This window comes from Reyranella sp. GW821-FHT14A01, assembly GCF_058803965.1.
Window position 1 is genome coordinate 235,031 of record NZ_JBXAPM010000004.1, and the last position, 18,380, is coordinate 253,410.

The window sequence follows — 18,380 nt, forward strand, 5'->3', positions numbered from 1 at the left end:
CGCCGTCTTCGTATCAACGCACCGAATAGACGAAGTTGGCGCCGCCGGTAGATCTCCCGCTGCCCGCACCGCCGGCCGGCATGGTCATGGCCTCGTAGACGAACAGCACGAAATCGCTGAACGCCTTGCGACCGTCATAAGGGTCCTGATTCGCGACGCGTTTACAGTTACCGTTCTTTGAGGCGCAGACATAGAACGACGTGAAACTGTGCTCACCGACCTTGACCATATCGGCCGTCCGGTCCTTCTCGCCGAAGACGAACCGATACTTCAGGTTGGGATTGATGTGGAGGCGAGGATGCTTCGACTTCAGATCGTCCACGCAGATCACGCAGTTGGGGCCTTGCGTGAAGGTCGCGTCGGCATACAGCAGGCGGGAGCGCGGGGCGGAACCGTTGTCGGGGCAGCCCTCCAGCCGATAGGCGATGTTGTCGCCGGGCGGTGAGGACGGCACCGCCAGGGCCTGCAGGGGATATTCGCAGAGGAAAAGCTTTTCTGCCTCTTCCTCGGTGAGTTCCCGGGACGGATCCTGATGCGGCAGGGTGCCGGTCGCATATTGATAGAGGGCTCGCATGCGCCGGAGCTGATTGGATCCATTGGCAGGGACCATGGTCCAGCTCTGGTTCCACGAATCGACGAGCCCGACACCGATTCCGGGGGCCGCCGACGTGAGCGTTCCCGTGAGCTGAGTGGACGGGTTCCTGACCGCATCGGTGACTCGCGAGGCCTGGGCAAAACTCGCGCCCAGGGGAATGTTGATGCTCGGATTGATCGCGTTGGCGGTCTGGGCGGTGCCGATCGAGATCGTCACCTGCGAGGGGACAAACTCAGGATCGTCGAGGGCCTGGGCCAGATTGTAAAAAATCTGTCGCTTTTGCAGCTCCCCCAGGGAGGAGGCGAGATCCGCCGTATTATAGTTCAGTTGGGCGCTCGCACACCCCGTCAGGGCAAGTCCCAAACCCACACAAGCCAATAGCCAACGCATACTTCCCCCAAGGTCGCGATAACAACCTAGGCGATGTTCGCGTCGGGATTCAATGCATTTGCCAGCGCAGCCCGGGTGTATCGGGCGATCATGCCTTCCTCGTCGGTCGGCACGACCCAGGCGGAGACGGTCGATCCGTCCGTGCTGATCCTGCCTTCACCGGAGCGGTTGCGAGCGGGGTCAAGAGTCAGGCCGAGCCAGCGGCAGCCGTCCACGACCTCGGCCCGGGTTGCCGCATCGTGCTCGCCGATACCGGCCGTGAACACGATTCCATCGACGCCGCCCAAAGCGGCGGCCAGCGATCCGATCTCACGGACGATGCGGTAGACGAACAGATCGATGGCTTCGCGCGCCTCGGGAGCCTTCGAAGCCCGTAGCGTCCGCATGTCGGAAGAGATGCCCGAGACGCCCAGCAGGCCAGACTTCCTGTAGAGAAGATCCTCGATCTCCTTTGTGGTCAGCCCGCGTTCCTGCGCGAGGTAGAGCAGGACGCCAGGATCGAGCGAACCGGCCCGCGTGCCCATCATGAGCCCGTCGAGCGCCGTGAAGCCCATCGTGCTCGCGACACTCCTTCCGTCATGGATCGCACACAGGCTGGCGCCGTTGCCGAGATGGGCGATGATCAGCCGGGCGTGCACCAAGTCGGGCTGCGTGGCGCGCAGCCGCGTCACGACATAGTCGTAGGACAGGCCATGGAAGCCGTAGCGCCGCACGCCGGCGTCGGTGAGGTCGCGCGGCAGGGCGAATTCCTGGGCCAGCGCCGGTTGGCTGCGATGGAATGCCGTGTCGAAGCAGGCGACCTGCGGCAGGTGCGGCATCGCCTCCATGATGGCCGCGATCGGCGCCAGATTGTGGGGCTGGTGCAGCGGCGCCAGCGGCACGAATGTCGAGAGCTCCGAAAGGATGGCCTTGTCGACGCGCACCGGCGCCGCGAACTTCGTGCCGCCATGGACGACGCGATGCCCGAAGGCGAGGACGGGGCGGCCGGCGAGAAGCGCGCGGTCCAGCGCCATGATCTCGGCGGTGGCGGCGCGATGATCGAGTGAGCCGTTTGGCCACCTCTTCTCGGCCACGACCTTGCCCTCTGCGTCTCGTGCCTCGAGATGGGGCCCGGTGCCGATCCCCTCGACCTGTCCGTGGAACAGCAGGGCGCCTTCGCCTTCGGACTCATAGAGGGCGAACTTGATGCTGGAGGATCCGGCGTTGAGCACCGCGATGCAGCCGGCAGCGGTCATGCCGCGAGCCTCAGGCGACAATGCTGGCGCCGCCGTCGACATAGACGGTGCCGCCGGTGACGCGTCGTGCAAAGGGCGTGGCAAGGTAGGCGCAGGTGTAGCCGACATCCATGATGTCCACGAGCTCGCCCAGCGGCGCCTTCTCGGCGGCCTCGGTCAGCAGCAATTCGAAATCCTTGAGGCCCGACGCGGCGCGGGTCTTGAGCGGGCCCGGCGAGATCGCGTGCACGCGGATGTGCCGCGGCCCGAGCTCATAGGCGAGATAGCGGCAGGACGCTTCGAGGGCGGCCTTCACCGGCCCCATGACGTTGTAGTTCGGTACCACGCGATTGGCGCCGTAGTAGCTCATGGCGAACATCGTGCCGCCGTCCTTCATCAGCGGCGCCGCCAGCCGCGCCATCCGGATGAAGGAGTGGCAGGAAATGTCCATGGCCTTGGCGAAGCCCTCGGCCGAACAGTCGAGCAGCCCGCCGCGCAGATCGTCCATCGGTGCGAAGGCGATCGAATGGACCAGCATGTCGAGCCGGCCCCAGCGTTCGGTGATCTGCTCGAACACCGCTTCGAGCTGGCCCGGCATGGCGACGTCGAGCGCCCCGGTGATCTGCGCGTCCAATTCCTGCGCCAGCGGCTCGACATAGGTTCGTGCCTTGTCGTTCAGCCAGGTCACGGCCAGGTCGGCACCGGCCTCGCGAAAGGCCCGGGCGCAGCCATAGGCGATGGACTGGTCGTTCGCGACCCCGACGATCAGGGCTTTCTTGCCGGCGAGCACCGGTCGGTCCGAATCGGTCATGGAGTCCTCAGGCGATGATCTTTGCGGCAGCGGCGGCGCGGCGGGCGGCCGACATCAGGACCGCGACGGCGCAGGAGGCGAGCCGCGTCGTCAGCGAATCGGCGCGGCTGGTCAGGATGATCGGCACGCGCGCGCCGAGCACGATCCCCGCCGCCTCGGCACCGGCCAGGAAGGTAAGGCTCTTGGCGAGCATGTTGCCGGACTCGAGGTTGGGGACGATCAGCACGTCGGCGCGCCCGGCAACGGGCGAGTCGATATTCTTGATGGTGGCGGCCTGGAGGCTGATCGCATTGTCGAGGGCGAGGGGACCGTCGAGGATCCCGCCCTTGATCTGGCCGCGATCGGCCATCTTGCACAGGGCGGCGGCCTCGATCGTCGAGGAGACCTTCGGGTTCACGGTCTCCATGGCACTCAGGATCGCAACGCGCGGCTGGGCGATTCCCAGCGCCTGCGCGAGGTCGATGGCGTTCTGCACGATGTCGACCTTGTCCTCCAGCGTCGGCGCGATGTTCACGGCCGCGTCGGAGATGATCAGGGCCTGCTCGTGGTTCGGGACGTCCATGACGAAGCAGTGGCTGATGCGTCGCGCCGTGCGGATGCCCGTCGCGCCCGAAACCACGGCGCCCATCAGCTCGTCGGTATGGAGGCTGCCCTTCATGAGCGCCTCGGCGCGTCCGTTGCGGACAAGCTCGACGGCCTTGGCGGCGGAGTCGTGACTGTGCGCCGACTCCACGATCTCGAATGCGCCGATGTCGAGCGATGCCTTGTCGGCGACCGCCCGGAGGCGGGCGGGAGGGCCGACCAGGATGGGCGCGACGAGGCGGGAACGCGCCGCCTCGAGGGCGCTTTCCAGCGAAACCGCGTCGCAAGGATGCACGACGGCAGTCGCCAGCGGCGGATGCTTCCCCGCGACGGCGATGAGCCGTTGGTACTTTTCGCGTGGGCCGGGTGCCGGTTCGGTTGCGTCAGGCATTCTGTCCGCTGTGAGGTAAGGGGTGTGCCGCGACGAACATCCGCTCCAGCCGTTCGAGGGGCAAGCGTTCTTCCGGCGTTATGCTGCCGGAAGCGGCCAGCACATCCTGGATGACCTGCCATCCGCGCAGTCTCTGCTCCTCGTCGTCGGGAAGCAGCTTCGGGATGGCCTGGACGGCGCGTTCCTCGTCGAGCCGCAGCAGCAGGTACTGGTCGCGGAACAGGATCTTGAGTTCGTCGAAGCCGAGGCGCCGGTTCGCCGGCTGGATCTGGCGCACCGCCTCCAGCACGGCGAAGCCGCGCTCGTCGACGGTCCGCCGCGGCAGGCGGACATACATGATGGCGCGGATCACCGCCTCGGGCAGGCCACCCGCCTCGAAGCGCGTTTCCAGGTCGGCGCGCCAGCGCGCGGCGATGGCATCCCGTGCGAGATCGCGTCCGGCCTGCCGCCGCGCCGGCGCGGCTTCCGCTTTGAGGCCCACCGCCGCCTGCAAGGCCGGCGATCCGTAGGTGCCGAGGAACATGGCCTCGGTCATCGCGTCTCGGGTGAGCCGGTAGCCATCCAGCCACGTCGAGATCCAGGTCGACGTCATCTTCTCCAAAGTGAGGAGCGGATTGTTCGGCGACGCCGGCTTGCGGTCGGCGCGGACGGAATCGGCCAGCGACTTGACCGGCGCCATGGCGGGGTTGCGGTCGGAGAAGGTCGCGAAGCGCAGGCGGTTGGCATTGGTCGCGCGAAGAAGTTCGGCCGACGGCTGGCTGGCCATCGCCTGCACGACCGGCTGCGCGAAGGTGCGGTAGAGGCCATGGTTGATTTCGGAGACACGCGCGGCGGTGGCGAAGCGCTGCTCGTCCTCGTCGCTGTTGGCGCCGAGCGCGCGGATGGCGTCGAGCGTCCGCGCCTCCAGCCGGAACAGGTACTTGCCGTGGATCAGGTCGGGATTGGCCGTTGTGCTGTCGACCTCCGAGATCACGGCTTCGTAGAGACCCGGCGGCAGCAAATCGATCATCTGCATGCACGAGGCGAACTCGGCATGTTCGCGGGTCGCGACCTTGCCCGAGACGAAGATGCCAAGATGCCCGATCGTCTGATGCAGCGTGTAGACGATGGTCTGCCCGTTGGCGACGATCTCGTCCTCGTGGCGATAGAGGTCGGTGATCCAGCCGAGTGCCTGCTGCGGCGGCGTGATGTTGTCGCCCCACGAACACAGCACGATGATCGGCGAGCGGATGTTGCGCAGGTCGACGCGGGTGCCGTCGGAGGTGCTGATCTCGCCCGAGGTGAGCTTGTTGCCGACGAAGAGATTGTCGGCGATCCATTGCATCTCGCCGGCGTTGAGCAGGACGGGGCTGCCCCACCAGGTCTCGAAGTCGAGGAAGCGCGCCGTCTCGGTGTCGACCTTCGAGTAGAGGTTATAGGGCTTGTCCCAATAGGTGTTCGCCGGGTTCAGCGATTCGAAATTGCCGACCAGGTGTGCGCCGTCGAAGATGCCGTTGCCGAGATCGCCCGACAGCGCCGTCATCCAGGTTCCGCCGAGCGTGCCGCCGAGGTAGCGCATCGGATTGCGGCCGCGGACGCCCGCCCAGTAGGAGAGCGGAGAGCCCGCCAGCAGGATGGGGCCGAACAGATCGGGCCGGATGGCCGCCGTCATCATGATCTGCCAGCCGGCCTGGCAGTTGCCGATCACGACGGGCTTGCCTTCGGCCTCGGGATGGCGCGCGGCGACGGCCTCCAGGAACGCACCCTCGGCCCTGCAGACATCCTCGATCGTCTGTTCCGGCATGGGCTCGGGCCGGAAGCCCACGAAGTAGGTGGCATGGCCGGCGGCAAGCGCGACGCCGATCTCGCTTTCCTGCTTCATGCCGCCGATGCCGGGCCCGTGCCCGGCGCGGGGATCCACAACCACGAAGGGCGGCTTGGCCGGGTCCGTGACCGTCCCTTCGGGCGGGACGATCCTCACCAGGAAGTAGTTGACCGGCCGCGCCAGGGTGCGGCCGTCAAGGACGGGCTCGAACGCGAAGCCCAGCACGTGCGGGACGTCCTCGGTCCTGCGCTCGACATACGTGTTCCCGCGTTCGCGCAGCGCATCCATCGTCAGGATGGATCGCTGCCAGGCATCGATCCAGTATTCCTGGAAGAAATTGTTGAATGGGAGCTCGGTCGACATCGGGCCCTCCTTTCGAAACCACGTCGCAGGCTAGGGGCGAGCGACCATGGTGGCCTTGATCTTCGTCAAACTCCATTTCGGCGTGATGACGCAGGTCGGCCGCCTGGAGGGCGACGTCAGGCCGGCAGCAGGTCGCCGATCGCGGCCTTCTGCGCCTCGGTCAGGGCCGCGGTCTTGCGTGTCGCGGCGTCGACATAGACGTGGACGAAGTGGCCGACGGCGGCGGGCGCCTCACCGTCCTTCGTGAAGATTGCCAGCTCGTAGCGCAACGAACTGTTGCCGATGCGGCCGAGACGGATGCCGACATCGACCGTCTGGGGAAAGTCGACCGGCGCCAGGAACTCGCAGCCGCTGGCGATGCACAGGCCGATCGAAGTCTGTCCCGGCGCCCGCAGGATGCCGCGCTCGATGGCGAGCGTGGTGAGTGCCGTGTCGAACCAGTTATAGTAGACGGCATTGTTGACATGGCCGTAGGCGTCGCAGTCCGACCAGCGGCTGGCGATCGGCAGCCACCATCCATAGTGCTCCCGCCGCTCGTCCTTCGCCGCCTTTGCACCCGACACGCCGCCCGTCATCAAGATCTCCTTGCCTTGCTGCGGGCCCTTCTACAGCGTTTTGCCGTTTCGAACGACTTCCGCTACTTATTCAGCGCATGCTGCTCAACCATATCGGTCTCGCGAGACCCTACCGGTTCGACCGCCTTATCGTCGCATTGCTTGCCGGCCTGTTGGTCGCGACCATCATCGCAGCGGCGATAACGTTGCATGCGCTGGGCCAGTACACGGCCGGTTCTCCCCGCGAGCACTATTTCCTGTATTTGACGGCCTTGGCCTTGCTGGCCGTCGGTCTGGCGCGGTGGCCGCGATGGGCCGCTCTTCCGCTCTCGCTGGCGTTCGTCGATCTCGGACTGGGCATCGGCTCGTTTGCGCTGGAAAGGCCCGGAAGTCGCAAAATCTCGTTGCTGCCGTCGCAGTACTACGACCCGCCGCGGTTCGCCTGGCATCCGCTGCTGCAGGCAATTCCGATGCCCTCCATAGAACGGCGGGTGGTCAGCCTGATGGTAAGCCACAGTTCCCAGCGCACGCGCGGACGCAGCCATTCCCGCGCGGAACTCGCGCGCAAGAGGGTGGTTGCCGTTTTCGGTGGATCGACGACCTACGATGTCAGTGTCAGCGATCACGAAACATGGGCGCACCGCCTCGAGGAGCTGCTCGGTCCAGGCCGGTTCGCCGTGATCAATCACGGCGTGCTGGGCTACACGACCGCCGAACATCTGATCCAGACCGCCTTCTACCAGGACAAGTTCGACACGCCGCCGCATTGTGCGATCTACTATGTCGGCTGGAATGACCTCCGGAACGCGTTCGTGCCGAACCTCGATCCGGGTTACGCCGACTTCCATCTTCGCTCGCAGATCGACGGGCTGCAGGTGCGCCGTATCGGTGCCGGCTTCACCACCGTGTCTCCGCTGGCGACCCTGTTGATCCGCACGATCGCATCCTATGTCGATACGGCAAGGCCGGCGCCGATAATGGTTGCGGAACCGCATCCGAAGGACGATCCGGCACTGGAAGCGATCTTCCTGCGCAATGTCCGCTCGATCTCGGCGATCAACCGGTCGCGCGGTATCCGGACGGTTTGGGTGGGCCAGGTCCTGAATGCCGCCGCCTTCGGCAATGACGATGTCGATGGCTGGCTGCCGATGCTGCGCAATCGCGAAGTCCTGCCGCTGTTGAACCGATTCAAGGAGCTGCTGCGCCGCGAGGCATCGGCTTTGCACGATGTCTATATCGAAGTCCCCGACGATACGTTCCAGCCCGCCGACTTCCGGGACAACGGCCACTTCCTCGCCGGCGGATCGCTGAAGTTCGCCCGGCAGCTGGCGCCGGGCGTCAAGAAGGCATGCGACGGGACAGAGCCGCCTGCATAAAATGGAGTTTGGCTCGAGCCGATCCGCGTGAGCAGCGACCCGGCGTGACGATGTCGCAAATCGTCCATTGATGCGCGCCGCGCCCTTGTCATTGCCGGACCGGACTATCAATCTCGACGTCCCTGTTCCCGTAAGCGTTGCGGACTTTTCGGCATGCCTTTGCATTGGACCATCGATTCGCGGCTGCAGTCCTTCGTGGTCGTTTGCGATGGCGATGTGGATCTCGCGGAAGTGCATCGGATGCTCGATGCGATGGTGGGCGCGAACGGCCACCGCTATCGCAAGCTGTTCGACGGCACCCATGGCGACACCAGGATGGAGCCGCTCGACATCCTCAGCATCGGCGTGCGCATGCGCGCGCTGCAGGCGTGCCGGCACGACCATGGGCCGCTGGCCGTCGTCGTGCCGGACGACAAGTATGCATTGCTCTCGCGCGTGCTCGGCATCCTCGCCGCCGCCAAACGGCCGATGCGCGTGTTCAACGATATCGACAAAGCCCGCCGGTGGCTGGATTCGCCGGCGATCCGCGGCAGCCTGCCGGCATTCGAGGGCCCTGCGGCGCCCGCCTGAAGCTCTTTACCTGCCTACGCGCGCCCGGGCAGTGCTTGGCCGGGCGGGAATGAAGGGCTGGCGGAACGATCCACCGAAGGTGTAGACCGGAGGGGCATGGGCACCGAGATCGAGCGCAAGTTTCTCGTCACGAGCGAGGAATGGCGCGACAATATTGTCCGCGAGCAGCATCTGGTGGACGGGCTGGTCGCCATGTCCGGGAAGCGCAAGGTGCGTGTCCGCATCTGCGGCGACCAGGCTACCCTCACCGCGACCCTCACCCTCAAGGCGCGCGAGGCGCCAGGCATCGATGCCGAGTTCGAATATCCGATTCCCCTGGAGGATGCCCGGGAGCTGATGGCAAATCACTGCGACGGCAACGTGATCAGCAAGATGCGCTTCTTCGTGCCGTACGAGGGCTTCATCTGGCAGGTGGATGCCTATGAGGGGATCATGGCCGACGTGATCCTCGCAGAGGTCGAGTTGCCGCGGCTCGATTGTGCGGTTTCCCTGCCGCCCTGGATCGGACAGGAGGTCACCGGCGATCCCGCCTATCGCAAGATCAACCTGCTGCGCGCGCGGGCGCCCCGTACCGTCGTGAACTAAACTTCGCAGGACGGTGGCCGGAACCGCTGCAGGTTGGCACATTGTCTCGCAGATGATCTCTCACGATGACCTTCTGGAAGAGATTCGCGCGCAGTTCCCCGAGTGGTTCGTCCGGCGTGCGGAGGGCGGCCTGAAGCTGCGTGGCGGCAGGATGCGGCTCGCATCGCACGCGCTCGTGGCCCGGCTCGTCCGGGCCGGTCGCGACATCGAGCTGCAGGGCGCGCTCCCGACGATCGAGGCGCTTGTCGAAGCCGCTGCCGGACTGGCACCTCTCACGGCGCGCGCCGTGGGGCTCGGCCTGCCGCTGCCGCCCCCGCGCTTCAAGTGCAATCAGAAGGTGGCAGCGCTGGGGATCGACCTCGCCGTTGCCGACGCGGTCGTCGATCTGCTCTGGTCGGCCGGCCTTGAGCACAGGCGCGGTTGCCGCTTTCTCCACCTCAATTGCGGCTTGGGCCATGGCGTTCGCGGATTGCAGCTGGCGCTGCCCGGCAACGAGTGGGTCGGGCTCGACGCGCGGCCGGCGGTGGTCGATTGGGCGAGCCGGCACGTCGAGGGGGCCGAGTTCCATCGCCAGCCGGCGCATCCGCCCGTCGATGCGCCGGACGGGAGCTTCGATGGCGTCATCGCCCTCGATACATTCGCGGCGTCCCTGTCGCAGGACGCAATGCAGGCGTGGCTTGCGGAGACTGGCCGCCTGGTGAAGCCCGGCGGCATCGCGGTGCTGGCCGTAAACGGCTACGCCCGGCTCGTGCGGGAGATGTCGCGCGGGGAGGCGACGATCGCCGAGCTCGCCAACGCTCATCGTAGCCTCGTCGAGACGGGGCGGGCGATGCTGACGGCCAACGGTAGGCCACTCACCCTGCATGGCCCGCGCGGCCTCCCGGCCGAGGGGCTGGGCGCGGACTGGCAGGTCGGGCAACCGACCCTCGGGCAAGGGCCCGGCGGCCGCGATCTCTATCTTGCGCGTCGCGCCGGGCAGGCCGGCGAGGAGGTCGTCTCGATCGAGATCTCGGGTCAGGTCGAGGCCGCAAGACTGGCGCTGACGGGTGCCGGCTACGGCCTGCGGCGCATCGAACGGGTCGCCGAGGCGGGAAGAATTGCCCGCCGCGCACCGGTCTTGGTCGACGACCAGGCCCTCCCGCCCGATCGCCGGTACAACCTTGCAAGATATCACCGGCAGAGGCAGACGGATTTCGCTGCTCTACACCTGATGCGCTTCACCGATGCGCTGATAGCCGGCGAAGGTAGCGTCGTGCTTGCGGACGGTGGGCGGCACTGGCTGTTGGCCGACAGCGCGCGGGAGTTCCTCAATGCCGATGAGCTGCCCAAGGGCATGGGGGCCGGCAGGAACGGCGGCACGTTCGCCCTGGCGGGCCGGGTGCATCGGTCGATCGACGCTTGCTGCCTGCTGTTGCAGCGGCCGTGGTCGGAGAATTTCGGACACTGGCTGGTCGACCAGGCCGCGGCACTGGCCTGGCTCGCGGAGACGGGCGCCTTGCCGACGCGGCACATTGTCGTCACCAAGACGCGCAAGCTCGGCCTGCGCCAGGTGATGCGCCAGACGATCGAGGCCATTCTGCCGGATGCGATCGTGCACGAGCACGATGTCGGCGAGGTCTGGCGCTGCCGGGACCTTGCCTGGTCGATGCCGGTGCATGTGCCGCCCCTGTTCAAGCTGCCGGCGGCGCTCGAGTCGCTGCGCGCGCAGCTCCTCCCACCGCTGGCGCACCGGCCCAGTCCAACGCGCCGGCTGCACGTCCTGCGATCGAGAGCGGCCAGCCGCCGGCTGCTCAACGAGGCCGAGATCGTTCAGATCAGCGCCCGTTACGGTTTCGAGACGGTTGCGCCCGAGGCCTATCCGCTACGCGAGCAGGCGCGACTGTTCGGCGAAGCGGAGGCCGTGATCGGCGTGAAGGGCGCTGCCCTCACCAACATCGTCTTCGCGCCGCCGTCCAGCCGCGTAATCGTCCTGTCGCCGGGCGATTTCTTCGATCCCTTCTATTGGGACATCGCCAGTGCCCGCCGCACGCCGTACGCCGAACTGTTCGGCGATCTCGCGACGCAGGACCGACCGGCCAGCTGGAACGACTTCACCATCGACCCCGCCCGCTTCGAGGCGGCGCTGCGGCGGATGCTGGCTTCCTGATGGGGCCGATTGCATGGGGTGTCAGTCGCATCTTGATGCGTGCTCAGAGACGCGATGGCCTCGTGGTCGATCCCGAACTCGTCGCGGGCCGTCCGCCCGGATGGGCGATCTCGACCGTTTGGCTTTTCGTCCTGCTGATGGCCTGGCCCTTCGTGCTCTGGGCGCTCCTGCGGGTGTTGCCCGAGGCCTGGGCGATAGAGATCGCACGAGCGATCTGGCGGCTGCGCCCGGGTACGTCCAATTTTTCATTCCTGTTTTGCGCCGTCGAGTGCCGCGATCTGGCCTTCGGGATAATCGCTCTTCCGGCAGCCTGGCTCGTCGGGCTGGGAGGCGCAATCTGGTGGTACAGAATCTCCACTTTGCGCCTTCGATACCAGCAACGGCTGATGCGCGAGCAGCCGTCACTCATCGGCAGGGAGACTGGAATCGACAAGATAGCGCTTCGTTTCCAGCGCTGGCCGATCACAGCTGCCCTGGCCGTTTTCTTCGTCGGCTTGTTGACCTGGAGCCTGTCGGAATTCGTCGGTGAAGTTCACCACAGCCTCAACGGCCCGGCCCGGGTCTATACGAATTGGCGGTTTGCCTATCCGTGCGCAGTGCTGAGCCTGGGCGTTGCGGGGATAGGTGGGCTGGCCTTTCTCGTGAGGCGCCTGAGACACCTTTCGCGGGCATGAGCGCACTGGAAACCTGGGATGGTAATTGGACGGTAATAGGTCGGGCGGCTTTGCCGTAACCGGTCCTCGCAACAATGCCGCGCCATGGCCGGGTTTTCCTGCACACATAAATTGGGTAAATTTGCGGACGTAGCTGCAGGGACGACACGATGACGTACCCGTCTTCAGAGCCTCTCGAGCGCGACGCGCGTCTCGTCTCTTCGGATCACAAGGTGGCGCCGAGCGAGATCGCCATCGGCGTGATCATCGGGCGCGCCGCCGAGTATTTCGACTTCTTCGTCTTCGCGATCGCCTCGGTGGTGGTGTTTCCCCGGGTCTTCCTGCCCTTCGCCGATCCCCTGACGGGAACCCTCTACGCCTTCGCGATCTTCGCGCTGGCCTTCGTGGCCCGGCCCATCGGCACGATCCTGTTCACCCGGATCGACCAGCGGCACGGCCGCGGGGTCAAGTTGACGGCCGCGCTGCTGCTGCTCGGCTTCTCGACGATGGCGGTCTCCTTCTTGCCGACCTACGAGTATGTCGGGCACTGGTCGATCTATCTTCTCTGCATCCTGCGGATCGGGCAGGGGCTGGCGCTCGGCGGCGCCTGGGACGGGCTTGCGTCGCTGCTCGCCCTGAACGCGCCGGTCCAGCGCCGCGGCCTCTATGCGGCGATCGCGCAGCTCGGAGCGCCGCTGGGCTTCACCGTCGCGGCCGTCCTCTTCGCCTTCTTCCTGCTCAACCTGTCCGAGGACGATTTCCTGGAGTGGGGCTGGCGCTATCCGTTCTTCTGCGCCTTCGCGGTCAACGTCGTGGCCCTGTTCGCGCGCCTGCGGCTGGTCGTGACCGAGGAATTCTCGCGGCTCCTCGAGATGGGGCGCCTCGCGCCGGCACCGGTCCTGCCGATCGTGCGCAGCCAGGCGCGCGAACTCCTGCTCGGCGCGCTGATCCCGCTCGCGAGCTTTGCGCTGTTCCACCTGGTCACGGTGTTTCCGATCAGCTGGATCAATCTCTTCACGCACCGTTCGGTGGGCGAGTTCCTGATGATCCAGTGCTCGGGTGCCTTCATCTGCGCCGGGGCGATCGTGGCGTCCGGCCTGCTGGCCGACCAGATCGGGCGCCGGCGGCTTCTCATGATCTCCTCGGGTCTGATCGGGCTGTTCGCGATCTGCAGCACGATCGCACCGCTCCTGATCGAGGAGAATGCCATCGGCCAGACGATCTACGTCAACGCCGGTTTTGCGCTGCTGGGCCTTTCCTACGGGCAGTCCTCCGGCGCGGTGACATCCCGGCTCAATCCCCTTTACCGCTACACCGGCGCGGCGCTCACCAGCGATCTCGCCTGGCTGCTGGGTGCCGCCTTCGCGCCGCTGATCGTGCTGGCCCTCTCGGCGGATTACGGGCTCGCCTGCGTGGGCCTCTATCTCCTGTCGGGTGCGGTCACCAGCCTGATCGCGCTCGGCCTGACGCGCTCCGAAGTCCGGCAGGTCTGAAGATGAGTGTATCGAAGTGGATGCCTGTGACGGCGACCTTGCGAGCTCTTGCCCTGGCGGGCCTCTGCGGCGCGATTTCGGGCTGCAAGATGGTGCTGCTCGATCCGTCCGGCGATGTCGCCCTGCAGCAGCGCAACCTCATTCTGGTCGCCACCGCGCTGATGCTGCTGGTGATCGTGCCGGTGATCACGGCCACCTTCATTTTCGCGCGGCGCTACCGGGCTTCCAACAAGGATGCGGCCTACGAGCCCGACTGGGCCCATTCCACGCAGCTCGAGGTCGTGATCTGGACCGTCCCGCTGCTGATCATCATGGCCATCGGGGCGATGACCTGGATCAGCACGCATACGCTCGACCCCTACCGGCCGCTGTCGCGCCTGGGTCCGAACCGGCCGATCCCTCCCGATGTGAAGCCGCTCGAAGTGCAGGCGGTCGCGCTCGACTGGAAGTGGCTGTTCATCTACCCGGAATATGGCGTCGCCAGCGTGAACGAGCTGGCCGCGCCCGTCGACCGGCCGGTCACGTTCCGCATCACCTCGTCCTCGGTCTGGAACACGCTCTCCATTCCGGCGATCGCGGGCATGATCTATGCGATGCCCGGTATGGAGACCCAGCTCAACCTGGTCGCCAACAAGGAAGGCGAGTACAGGGGCCTTTCGGGCCACTACAGCGGCTCCGGCTTCTCGCGCATGAACTTCCAGTTCCTGGCCCTGTCCCAGCAGGGCTTCGACGCATGGGTGGGCAAGGCCAAATCCGTCCAGGACAGGCTCGACCGCAACGCCTACCTCGCACTCGAGCGGCCGAGCGCGGGCAACCCCGTGCGCCTTTTCGGTACGGTCGAGGACCGCCTCTATGACGCCATCCTCGGCCTCTGCGTCGCGCCGGGACAGATGTGCCTCTCCGAGATGCACCATCTCGATCGCAAAGGCGGCGACGCCCGCAACAGCGAGGCGAACCGCCAGAGGCTTCAGTACGACAACCGACGCCTGACGAGCGCCGAGCCGCAGGCAAGCCCGACGGCGCCTGGGTCCGCGCCCGCCAACGCGCCGGCCGGACACCGGCACTGACCGAGACAGGACGCCCATGTTCACCAATATCGACCTCCAGCAGTTCCTGTTAGGCCGCCTTACGCTGGAGGCGATTCCCTACCAGGAACCCATCCTGCTCTGGACCTTCGTGGGGGTCGCCCTGCTCGGCGGCGCCCTGCTCGGGGCCGTCACCTGGTTCGGCCAGTGGGGCTATCTCTGGCGGGAATGGTTCACCACGGTCGATCACAAGAAGATCGGCATCATGTACGTGATCCTGGCCATCGTGATGCTGCTGCGCGGCTTCGCCGATGCGGTGATGATGGTGACCCAGAAGGCGCTCTCGGTCGGCGCCGGCGAAGGCTACCTGCCGCCGCACCACTACGACCAGATCTTCAGCGCCCACGGCTCGATCATGATCTTCTTCATGGCGATGCCGTTCGTCACCGGCGTGATGAACTACGTCATGCCGCTGCAGATCGGTGCGCGCGACGTGGCCTTCCCCTTCCTCAACAACCTCAGCTTCTGGATGACGGTCGGCGGCGCCGTGCTGACCATGACCTCGCTGTTCGTGGGCGAGTACTCGCAGGCGGGATGGCTGGGCTTCCCGCCTCTGTCGGGCGCCGACTATAGCCCCGGCGTGGGGGTGGACTACTATCTCTGGGCGCTGCAGATCGCGGGCGTCGGCACGACGCTGTCGGCGGTCAATCTCATCGCCACGATCATCAAGATGCGGGCGCCCGGCATGACCATGATGAAGATGCCGGTCTTCTGCTGGACCACGCTCTGCAGCAACGCGATCATCCTCACGATCTTCCCGGTGCTCACCGCCACGCTCGCGCTGCTGGCACTCGACCGCTATGTCGGCCTGAAGTTCTTCACCAACGACTTCGGCGGCAACTCGATGCACTACATGAATCTCATCTGGATCTGGGGGCATCCGGAGGTCTATGTGCTGATCCTGCCGGCGTTCGGCATCTACTCGGAAGTCGTCTCGACCTTCTGCGGCAAGCGCCTGTTCGGCTACACGTCGATGGTCTACGCGACGGCGGTCATCGCGCTGCTGTCCTGGCTGGTCTGGCTGCACCATTTCTTCACCATGGGCGCCGGCCCGACCGTCAATTCCTTCTTCGGCATCGCCAGCATGATCATCTCGATCCCGACCGGAGCGAAGGTCTTCAACTGGCTGTTCACGATGTATCGCGGGCGTATCCGCTTCGAGCCGGCGTTCCTGTGGGTGCTGGGCTTCATCCCGACCTTCGTGGTCGGCGGGCTCACCGGCGTGCTGCTGGCCGTGCCGCCGGCCGACTTCATCCTGCACAACACGTTGTTCCTGGTCGCCCATTTCCACAACGTCATCATCGGCGGCGTCGTGTTCGGCCTGATGGCCGGCGTCCAGTACTGGTTCCCCAAGGCCTTCGGCTACAGGCTCGATCCGTTCTGGGGAAAGATGTCGTTCTGGGGCTGGCTGATCGGCTTCTGGACGGTGTTCCTGCCGATCTACGCGGTGGGCCTGATGGGCTACACGCGCCGCACGCAGCACTTCGACGACCCCAGCGTCCAGCCCTACCTGATCGTCGCCGTGATCGGTGTCCTGATCATCGCCTTCGGCATCCTGGCTTTCGTCATCCAGCTCGTCGTGAGCTTCTTCCGGCGCGAGCAGCTGCGCGACGTGACCGGCGATCCGTGGGGCGGCCGCACGCTCGAATGGTCGACGTCCTCGCCGCCGCCGCCCTACAATTTCGCCTTCACCCCGATCGTCCACGATCTCGATGCCTGGTCGGACATGAAGAAGCGCGGCTCCATCCGGCCGGTCAGCGGCTTCAGGCCGATCCACATGCCGAAGAACACCGGCACGGGTGTGGTGATCGCGGGCTTGAGCACCGCGCTGGGCTTCGCCCTGGTCTGGCACATCTGGTGGATGGCCGCGGTCTGCGCCCTGGCCGTCCTGGTGGTCGCGATCTGGCACACCTTCAACTACGACAGGGCTCTTTGGCTTCCGGCCGAGGATGTCGCGCAGCTCGAATCCCTGCGCACGGCCCGGTTGGCCGGAGGAGCCTGAGCCGTGCACGAGAACAGTCCACCGCCCGGAGCCAGCGCGCCGGTCTTTCACGTCCTCGAAGATCATCCGCATGGCAGCGGCCCGACGCTCTTCGGGTTCTGGCTCTATCTGATGAGCGACTGCCTGCTGTTCGCGGCGCTGTTCGCGACCTATGGCGTGCTCGGCGGCAACTTCGCGGCGGGGCCTTCGGGAGCGGATCTCTTCGATCTTCCGCTCGTCGCGCTCAATACCAGCCTGCTGCTCGTTTCCTCGATGACCTTCGGCTTCGCCATGCTCGAGATGGCAAGGAACAGGACCGGCGCGACCCTGGCCTGGCTCGCGGTGACCGGTCTGCTCGGCGCCGCCTTCGTCGGGTTCGAGCTCTTTGAATTCGCTCATCTGTTCCGGGAAGGGGCGCCGCCGCAGCGCAGCGCCTTCCTGTCGTCCTTCTTCGTGCTGGTCGGGACGCACGGCCTGCACGTGACCTTCGGCATCGTCTGGCTGGTCACGCTCATGGCGCAGGTCCGGCGCCTCGGCCTGATCCCGGAGAACCGGCGCCGGCTGATGTGCCTGTCGATGTTCTGGCATTTCCTCGACGTGGTCTGGATCGGCGTGTTCACCTTCGTTTACCTGATGGGATCGATGCGATGAGCGAGACGAACGGATCCGCCTCCCATCCGCTGCCGGACGCGCAAGCCGGCGCCTCGGCCCACGGCGACGCCGACCATCCGATGGGCACGATGCGGGGCTATCTCACCGGCTTCGTGCTATCGGTCCTCCTCACGGCCATCCCGTTCTGGCTGGTGATGGGCAACGTGCTAGGCGACAAGGTGCTGACCAGCGTCGTGATCATGGCCTTCGCGGCGGTGCAGATCATGGTCCACATGGTCTACTTCCTGCACATGAACACCAAGTCGGAAGGCGGCTGGACCGTCATTTCGACGGCGTTCGCGCTCATCCTCGTCGTCGTGACCCTGGTTGGCTCGATATGGGTCATGTACCACCTCGACCAGAACATGATGCCGATGGCCCCGCACGGGACGACGCCGCGGCCGTGACGGGCAGGCGCCTTGCGGCGCTGGTCCTGTTCGACCTTGCCGCTGTTGCCGTGGTCGCCGCACTGGTGGCGTTGTCGGTTTGGCAATTGCAGCGCCGGACCTGGAAGCTCGACCTGATCGAGCGCATCGAGGCGCGCGTGAATGCACCGGCGGTCCCGGCACCGGGATCCGACAGGTGGACGGGCATTTCCGCCGCGACGGACGAATACAGGCGCGTCGAGGCGACGGGGCAGTGGCTCGACGCCCCAGCGGCTCTGGTTCAGGCGGTGACCGAGCATGGCGGCGGCTATTGGGTCCTGGCGCCGTTCCGGCGCGACGACGGAACCACCGTCTACATCAACCGCGGCTTCGTTCCGGCCGACAGGCGCGATCCGGCGACCTGGCGGGCCTTGCCCAAGCAGGCCGAGACCGTCACCGGGCTGCTGCGCGTGACCGAGCCGCGCGGGACCGTTCTCCAGAGCAATGATTCCGCGGCCGACCGCTGGTACTCGCGCGACGTCGAAGCGATCGCAGGGTCCCGGGGCCTCGGCGTCGTCGCGCCCTACTTCATCGATGCGGCGCGAAAGCCGGGTGAGGAGGGCATCCCGATCGCCGGTCTCACGGTGCTGAAGTTCACCAACAACCACCTGGTCTATGCGCTCACCTGGGCGGCCCTGGCGGCGATGGCGGCGGCCGGCGCCATCTTCGTCCATGTCGATGCCCTGAGGCGGCACAAGACTACTGCCTGAA

General features: G+C 66.1%; 17 protein-coding genes. 11 read left to right on the forward strand and 6 right to left on the reverse strand.

Features of this window, described 5'->3' with window-relative positions; all coding sequences use genetic code 11:
* Positions 1-13: 13 nt before the first annotated feature.
* The 6 genes from AC1ROX_RS10005 to AC1ROX_RS10030 form a co-directional block, all read right to left on the reverse strand.
* Complete coding sequence (locus tag AC1ROX_RS10005) at positions 14-985, reverse strand: hypothetical protein (protein WP_493124948.1); 972 nt, start codon at positions 983-985, stop codon at positions 14-16.
* 26 nt (positions 986-1,011) lie between these two features.
* Complete coding sequence (locus AC1ROX_RS10010; RefSeq protein ID WP_493124950.1) at positions 1,012-2,220, reverse strand: acetate/propionate family kinase; 1,209 nt, start codon at positions 2,218-2,220, stop codon at positions 1,012-1,014.
* A gap of 10 nt (positions 2,221-2,230) precedes the next feature.
* The gene (gene fabI, locus AC1ROX_RS10015) at positions 2,231-3,010 is read right to left on the reverse strand and encodes an enoyl-ACP reductase FabI (protein ID WP_493124952.1); all 780 of its coding nucleotides are present in this window, start codon (positions 3,008-3,010) and stop codon (positions 2,231-2,233) included.
* A 7-nt stretch (positions 3,011-3,017) separates the two neighbouring features.
* Entirely contained in the window at positions 3,018-3,983 is a 966-nt protein-coding gene (locus tag AC1ROX_RS10020) for a phosphate acetyltransferase (RefSeq protein ID WP_493124954.1), read from the reverse strand.
* On the reverse strand, positions 3,976-6,150 hold the full coding sequence (locus AC1ROX_RS10025; protein WP_493124956.1) for a DUF3141 domain-containing protein: 2,175 nt from the start codon (positions 6,148-6,150) through the stop codon (positions 3,976-3,978). The genes AC1ROX_RS10020 and AC1ROX_RS10025 overlap by 8 nt, the downstream gene beginning before the upstream one ends.
* A 116-nt stretch (positions 6,151-6,266) precedes the next feature.
* The gene (locus AC1ROX_RS10030) at positions 6,267-6,725 is read right to left on the reverse strand and encodes an acyl-CoA thioesterase (RefSeq protein WP_493124958.1); all 459 of its coding nucleotides are present in this window, start codon (positions 6,723-6,725) and stop codon (positions 6,267-6,269) included.
* Between AC1ROX_RS10030 and AC1ROX_RS10035 the strand changes: the two genes are divergently transcribed.
* The 11 genes from AC1ROX_RS10035 to AC1ROX_RS10085 all read left to right on the forward strand — a co-directional run bounded on the left by AC1ROX_RS10035 (position 6,701) and on the right by AC1ROX_RS10085 (position 18,379).
* Positions 6,701-8,080, forward strand: a complete 1,380-nt coding sequence (locus AC1ROX_RS10035; RefSeq protein ID WP_493124960.1) for an SGNH/GDSL hydrolase family protein — start codon at positions 6,701-6,703, stop codon at positions 8,078-8,080. The genes AC1ROX_RS10030 and AC1ROX_RS10035 overlap by 25 nt on opposite strands.
* A gap of 153 nt (positions 8,081-8,233) precedes the next feature.
* Positions 8,234-8,650 (forward strand): hypothetical protein, encoded by a 417-nt coding sequence (locus AC1ROX_RS10040; RefSeq protein WP_493124962.1) that lies wholly within the window; start codon positions 8,234-8,236, stop codon positions 8,648-8,650.
* A gap of 96 nt (positions 8,651-8,746) precedes the next feature.
* On the forward strand, positions 8,747-9,235 hold the full coding sequence (locus AC1ROX_RS10045; RefSeq protein ID WP_493124964.1) for a CYTH domain-containing protein: 489 nt from the start codon (positions 8,747-8,749) through the stop codon (positions 9,233-9,235).
* Positions 9,236-9,287: 52 nt separating this feature from the next.
* Complete coding sequence (locus AC1ROX_RS10050) at positions 9,288-11,381, forward strand: glycosyltransferase 61 family protein (RefSeq protein WP_493124966.1); 2,094 nt, start codon at positions 9,288-9,290, stop codon at positions 11,379-11,381.
* Positions 11,382-11,443: 62 nt separating this feature from the next.
* Positions 11,444-12,055, forward strand: a complete 612-nt coding sequence (locus AC1ROX_RS10055; protein WP_493124968.1) for a hypothetical protein — start codon at positions 11,444-11,446, stop codon at positions 12,053-12,055.
* A 149-nt stretch (positions 12,056-12,204) separates the two neighbouring features.
* Positions 12,205-13,527: an MFS transporter gene (locus tag AC1ROX_RS10060; protein ID WP_493124970.1), complete on the forward strand. Its 1,323-nt coding sequence runs from the start codon at positions 12,205-12,207 to the stop codon at positions 13,525-13,527.
* A 20-nt stretch (positions 13,528-13,547) separates the two neighbouring features.
* A complete protein-coding gene (cyoA, locus tag AC1ROX_RS10065; RefSeq protein ID WP_493125335.1) occupies positions 13,548-14,594 on the forward strand; it encodes a ubiquinol oxidase subunit II in 1,047 nt (348 codons plus the stop codon).
* A gap of 16 nt (positions 14,595-14,610) precedes the next feature.
* Complete coding sequence (gene cyoB / locus AC1ROX_RS10070) at positions 14,611-16,614, forward strand: cytochrome o ubiquinol oxidase subunit I (RefSeq protein WP_493124972.1); 2,004 nt, start codon at positions 14,611-14,613, stop codon at positions 16,612-16,614.
* Positions 16,615-16,617: 3 nt separating this feature from the next.
* Positions 16,618-17,244, forward strand: a complete 627-nt coding sequence (cyoC, locus tag AC1ROX_RS10075) for a cytochrome o ubiquinol oxidase subunit III (RefSeq protein ID WP_493124974.1) — start codon at positions 16,618-16,620, stop codon at positions 17,242-17,244.
* Positions 17,241-17,651 carry a cytochrome o ubiquinol oxidase subunit IV gene (gene cyoD, locus AC1ROX_RS10080; protein ID WP_493124976.1) on the forward strand — a complete coding sequence of 137 codons (411 nt, stop codon included), beginning with the start codon at positions 17,241-17,243 and terminating at the stop codon, positions 17,649-17,651. Before cyoC ends, cyoD begins: the two co-directional genes overlap by 4 nt.
* Positions 17,648-18,379: an SURF1 family protein gene (locus tag AC1ROX_RS10085; protein WP_493124978.1), complete on the forward strand. Its 732-nt coding sequence runs from the start codon at positions 17,648-17,650 to the stop codon at positions 18,377-18,379. Before cyoD ends, AC1ROX_RS10085 begins: the two co-directional genes overlap by 4 nt.
* Position 18,380 lies beyond the last annotated feature (1 nt).

What these genes read in the sequence shown, in the direction of transcription:
- AC1ROX_RS10005 (WP_493124948.1), bottom strand. Translation starts at nt 985, where the DNA reads ATGCGTTGGCTATTGGCTTGTGTGGGTTTGGGACTTGCCCTGACGGGG.
- AC1ROX_RS10010 (WP_493124950.1), bottom strand. Translation starts at nt 2,220, where the DNA reads ATGACCGCTGCCGGCTGCATCGCGGTGCTCAACGCCGGATCCTCCAGC.
- fabI (WP_493124952.1), bottom strand. Translation starts at nt 3,010, where the DNA reads ATGACCGATTCGGACCGACCGGTGCTCGCCGGCAAGAAAGCCCTGATC.
- AC1ROX_RS10020 (WP_493124954.1), bottom strand. Translation starts at nt 3,983, where the DNA reads ATGCCTGACGCAACCGAACCGGCACCCGGCCCACGCGAAAAGTACCAA.
- AC1ROX_RS10025 (WP_493124956.1), bottom strand. Translation starts at nt 6,150, where the DNA reads ATGTCGACCGAGCTCCCATTCAACAATTTCTTCCAGGAATACTGGATC.
- AC1ROX_RS10030 (WP_493124958.1), bottom strand. Translation starts at nt 6,725, where the DNA reads ATGACGGGCGGCGTGTCGGGTGCAAAGGCGGCGAAGGACGAGCGGCGG.
- AC1ROX_RS10040 (WP_493124962.1), top strand. Translation starts at nt 8,234, where the DNA reads ATGCCTTTGCATTGGACCATCGATTCGCGGCTGCAGTCCTTCGTGGTC.
- AC1ROX_RS10045 (WP_493124964.1), top strand. Translation starts at nt 8,747, where the DNA reads ATGGGCACCGAGATCGAGCGCAAGTTTCTCGTCACGAGCGAGGAATGG.
- AC1ROX_RS10050 (WP_493124966.1), top strand. Translation starts at nt 9,288, where the DNA reads ATGATCTCTCACGATGACCTTCTGGAAGAGATTCGCGCGCAGTTCCCC.
- AC1ROX_RS10060 (WP_493124970.1), top strand. Translation starts at nt 12,205, where the DNA reads ATGACGTACCCGTCTTCAGAGCCTCTCGAGCGCGACGCGCGTCTCGTC.
- cyoA (WP_493125335.1), top strand. Translation starts at nt 13,548, where the DNA reads ATGCCTGTGACGGCGACCTTGCGAGCTCTTGCCCTGGCGGGCCTCTGC.
- cyoB (WP_493124972.1), top strand. Translation starts at nt 14,611, where the DNA reads ATGTTCACCAATATCGACCTCCAGCAGTTCCTGTTAGGCCGCCTTACG.
- cyoD (WP_493124976.1), top strand. Translation starts at nt 17,241, where the DNA reads ATGAGCGAGACGAACGGATCCGCCTCCCATCCGCTGCCGGACGCGCAA.